General features: G+C 63.6%; 14 protein-coding genes. 3 read left to right on the top strand and 11 right to left on the bottom strand.

All coding sequences use genetic code 11. The features are described from left to right. Positions 1-44: 44 nt before the first annotated feature. From U3648_RS04465 to U3648_RS04450, 4 genes are all read right to left on the bottom strand, one after another. Positions 45-488 (bottom strand): GNAT family N-acetyltransferase, encoded by a 444-nt coding sequence (locus U3648_RS04465; protein ID WP_420858036.1) that lies wholly within the window; start codon positions 486-488, stop codon positions 45-47. A 124-nt stretch (positions 489-612) separates the two neighbouring features. Further along, on the bottom strand, positions 613-3,630 hold the full coding sequence (locus tag U3648_RS04460) for a DNA translocase FtsK (RefSeq protein WP_420858035.1): 3,018 nt from the start codon (positions 3,628-3,630) through the stop codon (positions 613-615). Between the two features lie 11 nt (positions 3,631-3,641). Further along, entirely contained in the window at positions 3,642-4,823 is a 1,182-nt protein-coding gene (locus U3648_RS04455) for an aminotransferase class I/II-fold pyridoxal phosphate-dependent enzyme (protein ID WP_420858034.1), read from the bottom strand. A gap of 140 nt (positions 4,824-4,963) precedes the next feature. Then, a complete protein-coding gene (locus tag U3648_RS04450; RefSeq protein ID WP_420858033.1) occupies positions 4,964-6,292 on the bottom strand; it encodes an amidase in 1,329 nt (442 codons plus the stop codon). Positions 6,293-6,340: 48 nt separating this feature from the next. Here U3648_RS04450 and U3648_RS04445 point away from each other — a divergent pair, with 48 nt between their 5' ends. After that, positions 6,341-7,591, top strand: coding sequence for a UbiH/UbiF/VisC/COQ6 family ubiquinone biosynthesis hydroxylase (locus U3648_RS04445; RefSeq protein WP_420858032.1), 1,251 nt, complete (start codon positions 6,341-6,343; stop codon positions 7,589-7,591). A gap of 84 nt (positions 7,592-7,675) precedes the next feature. Here U3648_RS04445 and U3648_RS04440 read toward each other — a convergent pair whose 3' ends face one another. The 3 genes from U3648_RS04440 to U3648_RS04430 are packed head-to-tail and all read right to left on the bottom strand — an operon-like array spanning position 7,676 to position 9,434. Continuing rightward, the gene (locus U3648_RS04440) at positions 7,676-7,858 is read right to left on the bottom strand and encodes a Trm112 family protein (RefSeq protein WP_129681823.1); all 183 of its coding nucleotides are present in this window, start codon (positions 7,856-7,858) and stop codon (positions 7,676-7,678) included. After that, a complete protein-coding gene (locus U3648_RS04435) occupies positions 7,855-8,487 on the bottom strand; it encodes an LON peptidase substrate-binding domain-containing protein (protein ID WP_420858031.1) in 633 nt (210 codons plus the stop codon). The genes U3648_RS04440 and U3648_RS04435 overlap by 4 nt, the downstream gene beginning before the upstream one ends. Before the next feature lie 26 nt (positions 8,488-8,513). Next, positions 8,514-9,434, bottom strand: a complete 921-nt coding sequence (locus tag U3648_RS04430) for a tetratricopeptide repeat protein (RefSeq protein WP_420858030.1) — start codon at positions 9,432-9,434, stop codon at positions 8,514-8,516. A gap of 131 nt (positions 9,435-9,565) precedes the next feature. Between U3648_RS04430 and U3648_RS04425 the strand changes: the two genes are divergently transcribed. Then, a complete protein-coding gene (locus U3648_RS04425) occupies positions 9,566-10,201 on the top strand; it encodes an SGNH/GDSL hydrolase family protein (RefSeq protein ID WP_420858029.1) in 636 nt (211 codons plus the stop codon). A gap of 60 nt (positions 10,202-10,261) precedes the next feature. On the opposite strand, the gene mdh is transcribed toward U3648_RS04425, so the two are convergent. Beyond that, positions 10,262-11,224: a malate dehydrogenase gene (mdh, locus tag U3648_RS04420; protein WP_420858028.1), complete on the bottom strand. Its 963-nt coding sequence runs from the start codon at positions 11,222-11,224 to the stop codon at positions 10,262-10,264. A gap of 148 nt (positions 11,225-11,372) precedes the next feature. Here mdh and U3648_RS04415 point away from each other — a divergent pair, with 148 nt between their 5' ends. Next, a complete protein-coding gene (locus U3648_RS04415) occupies positions 11,373-12,119 on the top strand; it encodes a sulfite exporter TauE/SafE family protein (RefSeq protein ID WP_420858027.1) in 747 nt (248 codons plus the stop codon). A 4-nt stretch (positions 12,120-12,123) separates the two neighbouring features. Here U3648_RS04415 and tdh read toward each other — a convergent pair whose 3' ends face one another. The 3 genes from tdh to U3648_RS04400 all read right to left on the bottom strand — a co-directional run bounded on the left by tdh (position 12,124) and on the right by U3648_RS04400 (position 15,006). Continuing rightward, entirely contained in the window at positions 12,124-13,161 is a 1,038-nt protein-coding gene (tdh, locus tag U3648_RS04410) for an L-threonine 3-dehydrogenase (protein ID WP_420858026.1), read from the bottom strand. Further along, positions 13,158-14,345 carry a glycine C-acetyltransferase gene (locus U3648_RS04405; RefSeq protein WP_420858025.1) on the bottom strand — a complete coding sequence of 396 codons (1,188 nt, stop codon included), beginning with the start codon at positions 14,343-14,345 and terminating at the stop codon, positions 13,158-13,160. The genes tdh and U3648_RS04405 overlap by 4 nt, the downstream gene beginning before the upstream one ends. A 91-nt stretch (positions 14,346-14,436) precedes the next feature. Next, on the bottom strand, positions 14,437-15,006 hold the full coding sequence (locus tag U3648_RS04400) for a helix-turn-helix domain-containing protein (RefSeq protein ID WP_129681839.1): 570 nt from the start codon (positions 15,004-15,006) through the stop codon (positions 14,437-14,439). Between the last annotated feature and the right edge of the window lie 44 nt (positions 15,007-15,050).

Raw genomic sequence — 15,050 nt, 5'->3', positions numbered from 1 at the left:
AGCGATAATCGATAACAACCCGGTCGTCAGCGAATAGCTGCGCCTCAAATCTTGATGTCATAGGTGATCCAGCCAGTCCGATCGGCAAGCTGATCATAAAGCCCGCGCGCCCGGTAGTTATTGTCGGCGGTGATCCAACGGATCACCGACCAGCCCCGGGCTTTGCCTTCCGCCGAAACCGCCTCGATCAGCGCCCGTGCCGCCCCGCTGCCCCTTGCCGCGGGATCGACGAACAGATCGTCAAGAAATCCGCCAGTCGCCGCAGCAAGCGGCCGAGCGAAGGGCCGGAAATGGGTCAGGCCGATAACGGCTCCATTCAGGTCCGCCACAAGCCCGTCAACCTCATGCGCCGGATCGGTAATCCAGGACCAGACCTTGTCGCGCATGTCTTGGGTCTGGGTCACTTGATAGAAATCGGCGTAACCGGCGTAGAGTTCATTCCAGCTTTCCCGGTCTGTATCGGTCGGGCGGCGAATTTGAAGGGGCATGGGGAATCCTTGGCAAAACTTCATTGCCATCAAGAATAACCGGCTTAGAAGCAGCCACCACCCCAATCACAAGTAGTGACGGCGACGCTCATCGCGTCGCCGATCGTGACATGGCCTACTCTGGCTAGTGTTGTTCGGGCACCAGAACTTCGCGTTTGCCAACGTGGTTGGCCGCGCTGACAACGCCCTCGTCTTCCATCTGTTCGACCAGCCGGGCAGCCTTGTTATAGCCGATAGCCAGCTTGCGCTGGATGTAGGACGTGGAACACTTCCGGTCCTTGGCCACGATGGCGACCGCCTGATCATACAGCGCATCTTCGCCGTCGGTATTGCCGCCTAGCCCCAAGACGAGGTCGATATCCGCGCCTTTTTCCTCGTCCGGTCCGTCGACCACGCCGGACATGTATTCCGGCGGGCCAAAGCCCTTGAGGTAATTGACGATCTCTTCGACCTCTTCGTCGCTGACAAAGGGGCCGTGTACGCGGCTGATCCGACCGCCTCCGGCCATATAGAGCATGTCGCCCATACCAAGCAGCTGTTCGGCCCCCTGTTCTCCAAGGATCGTGCGGCTGTCGATCTTCGACGTCACCTGGAAGGAAATCCGGGTCGGGAAGTTGGCCTTGATCGTGCCGGTGATCACGTCGACCGACGGGCGCTGGGTGGCCATGATCAGGTGGATACCGGACGCCCGCGCCATCTGGGCGAGGCGCTGGATGCAGGCCTCAATCTCTTTGCCCGCGACCATCATCAGGTCGGCCATCTCGTCGACGATGACGACGATATAGGGCATCTTCTCGGGCGCGAATTCCTCGGTCTCGAAGATCGGATCGCCGGTTTCCTCGTCAAACCCGGTCTGGACGGTGCGGCTGAACATCTCGTTCCGGCCCAGCGCGTCGGCAACGCGGCCGTTGTAGCCTTCGATGTTGCGCACGCCCATCTTGGACATCTTGCGATAGCGTTCTTCCATCTCGCCGACGACCCATTTCAGGGCGACGACCGCCTTTTTCGGGTCGGTCACCACCGGCGACAGAAGGTGCGGGATGCCGTCATAGACCGACAGTTCCAGCATCTTCGGGTCGATCATGATCAGCCGGCATTCGTCCGGGGTCAGCTTGTAAAGAAGCGACAAGATCATCGTATTGATCGCAACCGACTTGCCCGAGCCCGTGGTCCCCGCGATCAGCAGGTGGGGCATCTTGGCAAGGTTGGCGACAATCGGGTCGCCGCCGATATCCTTACCCAGCGCAAGCGGCAGTTTCATGTTGCTGTCGCCGAAATCCCGTGCCGCCAGAATCTCGCGCAGCACCACTTTTTCGCGGGCGGCATTGGGCAGTTCGATCCCAATCACCGACCGGCCGGGCACAGTGGACACACGGGCCGACAGGGCCGACATCGACCGGGCGATATCGTCGGCAAGGCCGATCACGCGGCTTGCCTTCAGGCCCGGCGCCGGTTCCAGTTCGTACATGGTCACGACGGGGCCGGGGCGGACGCTTACGATCTCGCCCTTGACGCCATAGTCGTCCAGAACGCTTTCCAGCATCCGGGCGTTTTCTTCCAGCGCCTCGTCGGACAGGTGGTGCCGCTGGATTTCAATCGGATTCATCAGAAGCGACAGAGGCGGATGTTCATAGTCCGCATGGCGGTCTTCGAATTGCAGTTTCGGCTGGGCCTCGGCCCGGGCCTGCTTGGACGGGATGACCTTGCGGTTCAACTGATGCTGGACAACCTTGCGCGGCTCTGCCGTCGGGGTCTGAACGCGGGGTTGAGCCTGCTCCTGCGTGTCGAACAGGGGTTCAGCGGTCAGGGGCGCGCGGCTGTCCACCGGCGGCATTTCGTCCATCCATTCGTCTTCCAGCACCAACAGATCATCCTCGTCCGCGACAACCGGAGCCTGCGGCGCGAAGTCTGCCTCGACCGGTGTCGGCGCGGTCGGCGCAAACACCAGCGGGCGCGGGCCCTTGCCAGCGGTCAGCGACGGTTCGATCCGAAGACCAGCCTCGGTGCGGGTGACCGGCGGCTGCGCCACCGTTGCGGTTTGACGGGCGCGGATGGCCTCGGTGATGCGGCTGCGAATGCGGTCGCCATCGACGGGCATCGACGGGTCCGGCGCAAGGCCCGGATCAACAAGTTCCGGCGCGGGCATCGGGTCCGGTTGGCGGCGCAGCAACGACGGCATCAGGCCGCGCAAGCCGCCGGTCGGGGCCGGCTGCGCCCTGACCGGGGCAACCAGTGGTTCGTCGGCCCAACCGGCATCCTGTGGCAGGGGCGGCATGGCACGGTGCATCTGCGGTTCCGTACGATGGGTCGGCATAACAGGGTTCGCACGAATGACCGCAGCCACTCGGCTGCGCTCTTCGGCGGTCGGCGGGGCTGGAAACCGCTGTTCGGCCTCGTATTCCTCGGTCAGTTGGGCGCGCTCTGCACGGGCCTGTTCCCGCCGCGTCTGAACCGTTTCATGCAACCCGGTCGCGGCCTTCATCGAGGCCGAGGCCCCTTTGCCAAGCACCCGCAAGACCAGCGTATAGAGAACGATCAGCCCGATCAGCAGGAAACGGCCCACCTGCCGCAGTTCCGGTCGGGTAAACCCAAGTACGAAAGCCGCAAGAACAAGGGTCAAAACGCCCGCGATCAACGAGAACAGCTTGACCCCAATCGACGCCGGGACCGGCAGGATCGTCAGACCAATCGACAGGGCCGTATCCCCGAACAGCCCGCCCAGACCAAAGCTATGGGTCCAGCCCTGCCCCGGTGCCAACGTGGACGCATAGACCGCGGCAACGGCGATGGCGATGGGGGCGAAAATGATCCGGCCAAGGGCCCGGTCCTGCCCGTTGTGCATCACCATTCGCACACCCCAGGCAGTAAGGCACAGGGCAATGCCCCAGGTCGCCCAGCCCGCGATCATGAACAACGGCGCCGCGATGGAGGCCCCGGCCCGGCCCATCCAGTTCTGGACAGGCGCGTCGGTGGCCAGCATCCAGTTCGGATCCTCCGGGCTATAGGTTCCGATCATCATGCCGGCCATCACGCCCAGAACCACCAGACCGATCCCAAGCAGTTCCCGGCCCCGCTTTTCAAGCGCCGCCTGCGTGGTGCTGTCCAGTAGCGGATCGCGCTGTCGCGTCGTGTAAGATGCCATGCCTGTCGTCCTCAATCACCGTAGAGGCAGTCGCGGATCGCCGTCAGCCCGCGCTGCATTTCTTCTTGCCCGGCCACCATCGCGACCCGGATGAACCCCCTGCCGGGGTTATGCCCCCCGACCTCGCGGCTCAGGTAGGCGCCGGGCAGGACCCGCACGCCGGTTTCAGTCCAAAGTTTCGCCGTCGCGGCTTCTCCGTCCTCGACGGGCAGCCACAGGAAGAACCCCGCTTGCGGGGCCATGTAGCCGGGCACATTTCCAAAGATGCGGTCGGCCATGCGGTATTTCTGCTGATAAAGCGTTCGGTTCTCGATCACGTGGACCTCGTCCGCCCAGACCTTTTCCGCCACCCGCTGCAGGGGCAGCGGCAGCGGCGCACCCGCATAGGCCCGCAATTGCCGGATGCGCACGATGGACTTCACGCCCCCCGCACAGAACCCCGACCGCAGCCCCGGCAGGTTCGACCGCTTCGACAGCGAATGAAAGATCACCACGCGTTCGGGGTCCGCGCCCATCCGCGACGAGACTTCCAACGCGCCGACCGGCGGCGTATCGCGGTAAATCTCGGAATAGCATTCATCGGCGAAGATGCGGAAATCGTGCTTTTCCGCCAAGGCAATCAGGTCGCGCCAGTAGTCTTCCGTCGCCACCGCCCCCTGCGGGTTGGCGGGCGAACAGACATAGGCGATGGCGGTTCGGTCCAGAACATCCCCGGGAAGGGCGGTGTAGTCGGGCAAATGGCCGGTGGCATCGTCAGCGGCGACATAGACCGGCTCTGCCCCACAGGTCAGGGCGGCAACCGCATAGACCTGATAGAACGGGTTCGGCGTCAGGATCACCGGCCGTTGGCCGTTCTTCTGTTCCGGGCACAGGGCGATGGCCGCGTTCATCAACCCCTCGCGCGTGCCATTCAGCGCCATGATCTGATCCGGCGTCACCGACACGCCGTAGCGCAACGAAATCCACCCCGCGATGGCCGACAGCAGTTCGGGCGATCCATCGTTCGGCGGGTATTTGGCAAAACCACCGATATTGGCCGCAAGCACATCAGCAACGAACGGCGGCATCGGATGCCGCGGTTCGCCGATTGTCATGACAATCGGTTCGCCACCCGGTTCAAGGTGATCAAGAAGCGTCCGCAGGCGCGGAAACGCGTATTCCGGAAGGTTCGAAAACCGCTCGGGAAAATCCATAACTGCCTCAGGTTTGCAGGATCATTGTCGCCCTGCTTTGGCATGACCTTACCCCGCGTGGCGCGGCGCTGTCCAGAAAAACGGAACGAATCGCGGGGGTTGCGGCCCCGGATTGTTGCTTTTTTGTGCTGGTGGCGGCGCTAGGACAGAGCCGCCTCGGCGGCGATCCCCAACCGCAGCAGCGCTTCCTCCTGCCCCGGCGCGCTGTTGAACAGGATGCCGCAGGACGGCACGCCGGTGGGAATGGTCAGGCCACAAAGCCCCATCAGGTTGCCGACGCGGGTGTTTCGCAGGGCCAGCAGGTTCTCTGTCACATAGTAATCCGCGTCCGTTTCCAGCCGGGCCAGATTGGGCGGCAGGCTGGGCACCGTCGGCATGATCACCGCGTCATATCCCGCCGTGGCGGCAAGGTAGTCCGCCCGGATCGTGTTCAATTCGCGCCAACCTGCGATGTAGTCAGAGGCCGTGTAGTCTCCGCCGGGCAGGATCCGGTCATAAATCTGGCGGAACATCTTGTCCGGGTTCGGTTCGATCAGGTCGCGCCACGCGGCCCAGGCGTCGGCGGCATAAAGCATCCCGGCAAGCTCATAGGCACGGGGCAACTCTGGCACCGCGCAATGAACTACCTCTGCCCCGGCGTTTTGCAGCCGTTCCACCGCGCTTTGAAACGCTGCGCGCGGGGCATCGCGCAGCCCTTCCATCGCGACTGTATCAAGAATCATCAAACGGGCACCGTCCAGCGAGGCGCCTTTCAGGTCCGCGGCTTGCCCGCCTTCAAGCACCGCCAGCAGAAGGCTCGCGTCCTCGACCGAGCGGCACAAGGGCCCCACGGTGTCGAAGGTTTCGCACAGGGGCACGACGCCCTCAATCGACAGCCGCCCATGGGTCGTTTTCAGCCCGACCAGATCATTCCACGCCGATGGCACCCGCACCGACCCGCCGGTGTCGGACCCGATCGCCGCCGCCGCCAATCCAAAGGCGACAGAGGCCGCGGCCCCGGACGATGAGCCACCGGGAACCGAATCCGGGTCGTTCACGCAGGGCGGGGTCGCGGTCATCGGGTTATAGCCGAGGCCGGAAAAGGCGATTTCCGACAAGTGGGTCTTACCAAGACAGACCAGCCCGGCGGCAGTCGCATTGAGCAGAACCTCTGCATCCCGGTCGGGAATGCGCCCCTCCATCAACCTGGTCCCGGCCTCTGTCGCGGTGCCGGCGGTATCGAACAGGTCTTTCCAGCTGATCGGCACCCCATCCAGCGGGGACAGCCGGTGCCCGGTCTTGGCGCGGTTCGACGCGGCCTTGGCCTCGACCCGGGCGCGGTCATGGGTGACGCGGGCATAGATCCGGTCCCGCAGGGGATGGGCATCAATCTCGGCAAGATAGGTTTCGCACAGGTCCACCGGGTCGATCTGCCCAGCGCCAATCCCGCGCCCAAGATCCGCCGCCGATGCCCAAAGCCAATCCCGCATGGTCGCCCCCCGTTTCGGTTTCAACAGACGGTAGCGGCGACGGGACACATGGACAATCCCGCGCGGGGCGGCATATGTCAGGGCATGGCACAGGATCAGGACATCCTTATCGTCGGTGGCGGGCTGAACGGCCCGGCGCTTGCCCTTGCGCTGGCCCAATCCGGGTTCCGGGTCGGCGTGATCGACGCGCTGCCCATCGACACCCGCAAGGATCCTGGGTTTGACGGGCGGGCCTATGCGCTGGCGCTGGCCTCCAAGCGGCTGTTGTCCGCAATCGGGGTCTGGGCGCGGGTCGCGGACCATGCCCAACCGATGCTGGAGATCAAGGTCACCGACGGGCGCGCGGGTGAAGGCCCCAGCCCATGGATGATGCATTTCGACCATGCCGAGATCGAGGAAGGCCCGATGGGCTTCATGGTCGAAGACCGGCACCTGCGCCGCGCCTTCCTTGACGCCATGGCCGACACGCCCGGGATCACCCAATATGCCGGGGAAACCGTCACCGCGCAGACTGTGGATGCCGCTGGCGTGACAGTCACCCTCGCCTCGGGCCGGATGCTGGGCGCGTCGCTCTTGATCGGCTGCGATGGCCGCCGGTCGGGCACCGCGGAACGGGCCGGTATCCGCCGCACCGGTTGGGGATATGGGCAAACGGCGATTGTCTGCGCCGTGGCCCATGACAAACCCCACGACGGGATCGCACATCAGTTTTTCATGCCCAACGGCCCGCTGGCCATTCTTCCCCTGACGGGCAACCGGTCATCCATCGTCTGGAGTGAAACCGAACAGCGCGCCGCTAAATGCGCCGCCATGTCCGACGCAGAATTCCTTGAGGTCCTGAAGCCCGCCTTCGGCTCCTTCCTTGGCGATATCCGGCTGGAGGGCGCGCGGTTCACCTACCCGCTGAACCTGACCCTTGCGAACAGTTTTATTGCTGATCGTCTGGCGCTTGTCGGCGATGCGGCCCACGGGATGCACCCGATTGCCGGGCAGGGGCTGAACGCAGGCCTGCGGGACATTGGCGCGCTGGCCGAGGTCCTGTCAGAGGCTCGCAGCCGGGGCGAGGACATCGGAAGCCCCATCGTGCTGGCCCGCTACCAGCAATGGCGGCGGTTCGACACCGCCACGCTCGCTTTGTCGACAGATGCCTTCAACCGGCTGTTTTCGAATGACAATCCGGCACTTCGGGCAATCCGGGATATTGGGATGGGGATCGTCAACGCCCTGCCCGGCCTGCGGCGTGGGTTCGTCCGCGAGGCCGCAGGGCTGACCGGCGATCTGCCAAGGCTAATGCGTTAGTTGGCCTTGGGAAGGGTGGGTTGAAACCCACCTTACGGCGATTCGACAGGATGTATGGTGGGTTTCAACCCACCGGTCTAGCGGCTAGTCGATCACCCGCGCCTCGTCGACCAGCATCACCGGAATGCCGTTGCGGATCGGGTAGGCCAGCTTCGCCTTGTCGGAAATCAGCTCTTGCGCCTCGGCATCATAGCGCAGCCCGCCTTGGGTCTGCGGGCAGATCAGCGCCTCGAGCATCTTGCGGTCAAACGGGGCATGGTCGGTCATTGGATGGTTTCGTCTCCACCGCCCGCAAGGGCGAATTCAATCAATGTCACAAGGGTTTCGCGGCGGGTGACCAGCGAGGGGGCTTCAAGAAGGGCCTGTTTGTCCTCGACCTCGAACGGGCAGAGCATGGACAGGGAATTGATCAGGAGCTCATCCTCCGCCTCGCGCATGGCGTCCCAATCCGTCGACAGGCCCTGTTCCTCGAAGTAGCGACCCAACAGGCGTACAAACTCGGCGCGGTCAAACCCGCGGTCCTTTTCAACCGGGCCACGGTCCCGTTCGAACCCGTCCCAACTGACCTTGGCGCGGCGGTAAGGGGTGAATCCCTCCACCTCTTCCGTCACCCGAAACCGTGATATGCCCGACAGGGTGATCATGTAGCGGCCGTCTTCGGTTTCGGAAAAGGCGGTCAGCCGTCCGGCGCAGCCGATCTTGTGTAATTGCCCCGACCGCCCTTCCATTGGCTGGATCATCCCGATTAGCCGGTGCGAGGTCTTCAGCGTGTCATCCAGCATCGCCAGATAACGCGGCTCGAAGATATGCAGGGGCAGCCGGGCGCGCGGCAGCAGCAACGCACCCGGCAAAGGAAAGATCGGAATGATGTCGGGCAGATCAGCAGTCTGGATCATGGCCCAGACCTAGCACGCGGCCCGCATCAGGCAAATATCATCGACGACAGTTTGCGCCGCCCGTTCAGAACGATCGGATCGGTCGGTTTCAGCGCGTCGAAGATCTGGAACAGTTGCGCCTTTGCGGCCCCGTCATTCCATTCCCGATCGCGCCGGAACAGCTCCAACAGCTCTGCGACGGCCTGTTCGGTCTTGCCCGCTCCGTGCAGGGCGGTCGCAAGATCGAACCGGGCCTGAAGATCGTCCGGGCTGGCCTCGACCGCTGCCTGCAATTCTGTGACGGGTCCGGCATCGGCGGCCTGCCGCGCCAGTGCGATCTGGGCGCGCGCGGCTTCCAGTTCCGGTTTGTCGGCGATTTCGGCGGGGGCGCCATTCAGGATCGCCTCGGACTCATCAACCTGTCCAAGTGCAAGCGTCGCGCGGACAAGCCCGCCATAGGCGGCTGCGTTTTCCGGCTCTTCCTGCAGGATCGCGGCAAAGGTTTCGGCGGCCCCTTCGGCGTCACCTTCCTCCAGCATGGTTTCGGCTGCAGCGACCGCCTCGGCCAGGCTTTCATCTTCTTCGCCACCGGCAAGGTCGGCCAATTTCTTCACAAATGCCTCGACCTCGCTGGGCGGCAGCGCGCCCTGAAACCCATCGACCGGCTGACCCTGCCAGAAAGCATAGACCGTCGGGATGGATTGCACCCGCATCTGCCCCGCGACCATCTGGTTGCGGTCCACGTCGATCTTCACCAGCCGGACCTTGCCACCCGCCTTGGTCACCGCGCTTTCCAGTGCCGGGCCAAGCGTCTTGCACGGGCCGCACCATGTGGCCCAAAAGTCCACGATCACCGGCACCTGTTGGGACGCCTCGACAACGTCCTGCATGAAGGTCTGGTCAGACCCGTCGATAATCAGTTCGCCTTGCGCCGGGGCGTTTCCGGCCGCGCCGTTTAGTTCGAGCATCCTGTGGCTCCTTCATTGCGTGTTGCCCCCTATATGCGTCCGCGCAAGCCGAAGTTGAAGGGGGCAATCCCTGTTTACAGGTCGGCGGGCTGCGGCGTAGCGTCCGTGGAAACCCAACGAGAGGCGACCCCATGCCCACCATCCTGACCTTTGGCGACAGCAACACCCACGGGACGCCGCCGATGCCCTCGGCCGATGTCATCCTGCGGCTTGGCCCGACAGAGCGGTGGCCTCGTGTCATGGCGCAATCGCTGGGAGCTGGTTGGGAGCTGGTCGAGGAAGGATTGGGAGGCAGAACGACGGTGTTCGACGACCCCGAAACCGGGCCGCTGATGAACGGCGGTCTGGCCCTGCCGATGGCACTGCGCAGCCACGGGCCGATTGACTGGCTGACCATCATGCTGGGCACGAATGACTGCCAGTTCGTCTATGGGCTGACCGCCGAACAGATCGCAGCAGGCCTTGCCCGGCTTTTGGTGATTGCGAACCGACCCGATCTTCAGGCCCGTCATGGCGGATTCCGGGTGCTGGTCATCGCCCCGCCGCCTGTCGAAGAAGTCGGCACCTTCGGGCGCGAATTCCACATGGGCGCAGCGAAATCGCAGGCCCTGCCAGCGCTTTATGCCCGGCTTGCCCGCGACTATGGGGCTGAGTTCATGAATGCGGGCGATCATATCGCGATCAGCCCGGTGGACGGGGTGCATTTCGATGCCGCGGCCCATCGGACGCTTGGACTGGCGGTGGCGGACAAGATCCTGTCGTTTTGAATGAAAAAGGCCCCGCGCCTGTCCGGACGCGGGGCCAATTCAGTTCTTGCTGTCAGGCAATCAAGCGAGGGTGCTGTCGATCCCTTTGCAGGCAGCGACCAACCCTTTGACCGCATCGACCGACTTGTCGAACATCGCCTGTTCGTCCTTGTCGAGCTTGATGTCGATGACCTTTTCGATGCCGCCCGCGCCGATCACGGTCGGGACGCCCACATAAAGACCTTTCAGTCCATAGGCACCGTCCACATAGGCGGCGCAGGGCAGAACGCGCTTCTGGTCCCGAAGGTAGGCTTCGGCCATTTCAATCGCGCTGGTCGCGGGGGCATAGAAGGCCGACCCGGTCTTCAGCAGGCCAACGATTTCAGCGCCGCCGTCACGGGTCCGCTGAACGATGGCGTCCAGCTTGTCCTGCGTGGTCCAGCCCATCGACACCAGGTCGGGCAGCGGGATACCGGCAACGGTCGAGTAGCGGGCCAGCGGCACCATCGTGTCGCCGTGGCCGCCCAGCACGAATGCGGTGACGTCGCGCATGGACACACCGAATTCAAGGCTCAGGAAGTGGCGGAAGCGCGCGCTGTCCAGAACGCCGGCCATGCCGACGACCTTGTTGTGGGGCAGGCCCGAAAATTCGCGCAGCGCCCAGACCATCGCGTCCAGCGGGTTGGTGATGCAGATGACGAATGCGTTCGGGGCGTGCGCCTTGATGCCTTCGCCGACGGACTTCATAACCTTCAGGTTGATGCCCAGAAGGTCGTCACGGCTCATCCCCGGCTTGCGCGGAACACCGGCGGTGACGATGCAGACGTCGGCGCCCGCAATGTCGGCATAATCGTTGGTGCCCTTGAAAGAGCCGTCAAAGCCCTCCGCAGGTCCGGATTCGGCGAGGTCGAGCGCCTTGCCCTGGGGAATGCCTTCGGCGATGTCGAAAAGAACGACGTCGCCAAGTTCCTTGATTGCGGCGAGGTGGGCGAGCGTGCCGCCGATCTGTCCGGCGCCGATAAGCGCGATCTTGGGTCTGGCCATGGAAAGTTCCGTCCTTGGATCGGGTTGAAATCGGCTTTCTGGTAGTCGTTTGCGACCGCTCGCGCAAGCCCGCTGCGCTGCGGCATGGGAAACCGGGCTGGCATTATGCCTTGTTTGCGCTAAACGTCGCACCAGAGGAGAGCCTTCTTTGGACAGCATCTATTTCTGGCCGCTCGCGATTGCGGCTTCGGTCTTTGTCGGCATGGGAAAGGGCGGATTGCCCGTGATTGCCATGCTGGCCGTTCCGGCACTGGCGCTGGTCATGTCGCCCGTCGCCGCGGCGGGCATGTTGTTGCCCGTCTACGTGGTGTCGGACATGTTCGGGCTGATCGCCTATCGGCGGGACTTTGACCGAACTGTCCTGACCATCATGATCTGTGGCATGACCGTAGGCGTCGGGATCGGCTGGGCACTGGCACATATCGTGCCGGAACCTGTGGTGACGCTGGTTGTCGGCCTGATCGGCGCGATCTTCGCCCTGAACCTGATCCTTCGGGAAAAGCCCGACACTCCTGCCCGCAAGCCGCGTTGGGGCAGCGGCATGTTCTGGGGGACCATTACCGGGTTCACCAGTTTCGTCAGCCATTCGGGCGGGCCACCCTATCAGGTCTGGGTCCTGCCTTTGAAACTGTCCAAGGCGGCTTTTGTCGGCACTTCGGTCATCGCCTTTTCCTATGTGAACGCGATCAAACTGGTGCCCTATTACTTCCTCGGGCAGTTGAACCTTGAAAACCTCAAGATCGCGGCCCTGCTGATGGCCCCGGCGGCGGCGTCCGTCTGGATCGGTGTCTGGCTGGTGCGCATTCTGCCCGAAAAGCTGTTCTTCGAGATCGTAACCTGGGCGCTGCTGATCCTGTCGCTGAAACTGATTTGGGACGGGGCGACTGGACTTTGACCGGTCAGGTCCAGTCCAGCACCACCTTGCCCGAGGCACCGCCTTTCATCGTTTCGAACCCGGTCCGGAAATCATCGGCCTTGAACCGGTGGGTGATCACCTCCCGCACCTTCAGCCCGTTTTCCAGCATGGCGATCATCTTGTACCAGGTCTCGAAAATCTCGCGGCCATAGACGCCCTTGATCGTGATCGCCTTGAACACGATGCGGGACCAGTCGACCGGCGATTTGCCCGGCGGGATGCCCAGAAGGGCGATCCGCCCGCCCATGACAAGGTTTTCCACCATCTGGTCCAGCGCCTGCTGGTTGCCCGACATTTCCAGCCCGACATCAAAGCCTTCGGTCATCCGCAGCGCGCCTTCGACGTCGCGCAAATCCTGTTTCGCCACGTTGACCGGCACCACATCCGCGACCCGCGCGGCAAGGTCCAGCCGATCCTGATTGACGTCAGTGATCACCACATGGCGCGCGCCGACGTGGCGGGCGACGGCGGCGGCCATGATCCCGATGGGCCCGGCCCCGGTGATCAGGACGTCCTCGCCCACGAGATCAAAGGACAGCGCCGTGTGGACCGCATTGCCCAGCGGATCAAGGATCGCGCCGATTTCATCGTCGATCGCGTCCGGAAGGGGCACCACGTTGAAAGCGGGCAGGCGCAGGTATTGGGCAAAGGCCCCCTGTTCATTCACCCCAATCCCGCGCGTCGCCGGATCAAGGTGGAACTTGCCCGCGCGTGCCTGCCGGCTTTTCTTACCGATCAGATGGCCCTCGCCGGAACAGCGCTGCCCGATTTCCAGCCCTTCGACATTGCGGCCGATCTCGACGATCTCGCCCGCGAATTCATGGCCGGTGATCAGCGGCACAGGCACGGTCCGCGCGGCCCAGTCGTCCCAATTCCAGATGTGGATGTCGGTGCCGCAAATGCCGGTCTTGTTGACCTTGATCAGCACATCATCCGGCCCGATTTCCGGCACCGGGGCGTTGACCATCCACAGGCCCGGTTCAGGCTTGGATTTTTCAAGGGCCTTCATCTGGTTGCTCATGACAGCACTCCGGTTTCGCAGCCAGCCTGTTCAAAGGCGGCAAGAGCGGTATCAAGGTCGGCATGGGTTAGCGCCGCGTTCATCTGAGTCCGGATACGGGCCTTGCCTTTGGGCACCACGGGAAAGAAGAACCCCGACACATAGACCCCAAGGTCGAACAGTCGCGCCGCCATCGCCTGCGCCTTGCGTGCGTCATAAAGCATGACCGGAATGATCGGGTGCTCGCCGGGCAGCAGTTCGAACCCCGCGCGTTCCAGCCCCTTGCGCCAGTAGCCTGCGTTGTTGAACAGTTTTGCCCGCAGTTCGTCCCCATGTTCGACAAGGTCCAGCGCTGCAAGCCCGGCCGCGACGACCGAAGGCGGCAAGGCGTTGGAAAACAGGTAGGGCCGGGCACGTTGCCGCAACAGGTCGATAACCGGCTGCGGCCCGGCGATATAGCCGCCCAGCGCGCCGCCAAGCGCCTTACCCAGCGTGCCGGTCAAAAGGTCAGACCGGACACCAAAATGCGCGGGCGTCCCCGCCCCTTTCGGCCCCATGAAACCGGTCGCGTGGCAGTCATCGACCATCAGAAGCGCGTCGTATTGGTCCGCCAGCGCCCGGATTTCCGGCAGTTTGGCAAGGTAGCCATCCATACTGAATACCCCGTCGGTGGCGATCATCACGTGCCGCGCCCCATCGGCACGGGCCTGCTTCAACAGCGCCTCAAGGTCGTCCATGTCGGAGTTGGCGTAGCGATAGCGCTTTGCCTTGCACAGCCGGATACCGTCGATGATCGAGGCGTGGTTCAGCGCGTCGGAAATCACCGCGTCCTCCGGCCCTAAAAGGGGCTCGAACAAGGCGCCGTTGGCGTCGAAACATGCCGCGAAAAGGATCGAATCCTCGGTCCCCAAGAACCGGGCCAGCCGATGTTCCAGCTGTCGATGCAGGTCTTGCGTGCCACAGATGAACCGGACCGAGGCCATACCATAGCCGTGATCGTCCATCGCCGCCTTTGCCGCTGCGACCAGCGCCGGGTGATTGGCCAACCCAAGGTAATTGTTGGCGCACAGGTTGATCCGATCCCCGCCCGCGACGGTGATATGGGTCGACTGGGGCGAGGTGATCTCGCGTTCAACCTTCATCAGGCCGTCCGCCTCGATCGCGGTCAGCGTTTCGCGGATACGGGCAAGAAAAGAGTCGGACATCGCTGCGCTTCCTTTGGTGGCTGCGCGAGTCTTGTCCGTTATTTTGGATCGCCGGTCAATATAAAAGATACAAGATAACGGATTTCATCCGTTATGGCGTCTCGACGATCAGGAAGGCGCGCGCAGGGCCGTCGAGCGCGATGATAGCATGGGGAACGTCCGCCGCATATCGGGCGGTGTCGCCGGAATTCAGGTCTTGCACGTTGTCGCCCGACCGAACCGTCACCCGCCCCTCCAGCACCGTCAGATGTTCGCGGGCGCCGGTTCCGTGCGGGTCGCTGTGCAGGTTCCCGCCCGCATCAAGGCGCAGGTCATACACCTCGTGCACGCCCACCTGTTCCGGCGCGGACAGGATGGTGATCCGGCACCCCTTGCCGTGGCCCGCGATCTTCGGGGCCTGGGCGGCGGTCACCACCTCGATCCCCGGCGGGGGGGCGCCATCGTCCAGCAAGCCCGCAAAATCGACCTGAAGCGCGCGGGTCAGGTTCCAGAGCGTCGCGACGGTGGGCGACGATTCCCCCCGTTCAATCTGGCTGACCATGGATTTGCTTACGCCCGACAGTTTTGCCACCGCATCCAGCGACAGGCCCTGCCTCTGGCGGGCTTCCTTCAGGCGGCCCGGCAGACGGGACAGGACATCGGTGACATGATCTTCGGACATGCCCCGACATTGCCCGCAGCGGGGCACAAGTCAACGCTGCCTGT

Source organism: Marivivens marinus, from assembly GCF_035969385.1.
GTDB lineage: Bacteria > Pseudomonadota > Alphaproteobacteria > Rhodobacterales > Rhodobacteraceae > SELP01.
This window is presented reverse-complemented; position numbering and strand designations above follow the sequence as displayed.

Coding starts and splice junctions, on each gene's coding strand:
- U3648_RS04465 (WP_420858036.1), bottom strand. CDS start 488: ATGCCCCTTCAAATTCGCCGCCCGACCGATACAGACCGGGAAAGCTGG.
- U3648_RS04460 (WP_420858035.1), bottom strand. CDS start 3,630: ATGGCATCTTACACGACGCGACAGCGCGATCCGCTACTGGACAGCACC.
- U3648_RS04455 (WP_420858034.1), bottom strand. CDS start 4,823: ATGGATTTTCCCGAGCGGTTTTCGAACCTTCCGGAATACGCGTTTCCG.
- U3648_RS04450 (WP_420858033.1), bottom strand. CDS start 6,292: ATGCGGGATTGGCTTTGGGCATCGGCGGCGGATCTTGGGCGCGGGATT.
- U3648_RS04445 (WP_420858032.1), top strand. CDS start 6,341: ATGGACAATCCCGCGCGGGGCGGCATATGTCAGGGCATGGCACAGGAT.
- U3648_RS04440 (WP_129681823.1), bottom strand. CDS start 7,858: ATGACCGACCATGCCCCGTTTGACCGCAAGATGCTCGAGGCGCTGATC.
- U3648_RS04435 (WP_420858031.1), bottom strand. CDS start 8,487: ATGATCCAGACTGCTGATCTGCCCGACATCATTCCGATCTTTCCTTTG.
- U3648_RS04430 (WP_420858030.1), bottom strand. CDS start 9,434: ATGCTCGAACTAAACGGCGCGGCCGGAAACGCCCCGGCGCAAGGCGAA.
- U3648_RS04425 (WP_420858029.1), top strand. CDS start 9,566: ATGCCCACCATCCTGACCTTTGGCGACAGCAACACCCACGGGACGCCG.
- mdh (WP_420858028.1), bottom strand. CDS start 11,224: ATGGCCAGACCCAAGATCGCGCTTATCGGCGCCGGACAGATCGGCGGC.
- tdh (WP_420858026.1), bottom strand. CDS start 13,161: ATGAGCAACCAGATGAAGGCCCTTGAAAAATCCAAGCCTGAACCGGGC.
- U3648_RS04405 (WP_420858025.1), bottom strand. CDS start 14,345: ATGTCCGACTCTTTTCTTGCCCGTATCCGCGAAACGCTGACCGCGATC.
- U3648_RS04400 (WP_129681839.1), bottom strand. CDS start 15,006: ATGTCCGAAGATCATGTCACCGATGTCCTGTCCCGTCTGCCGGGCCGC.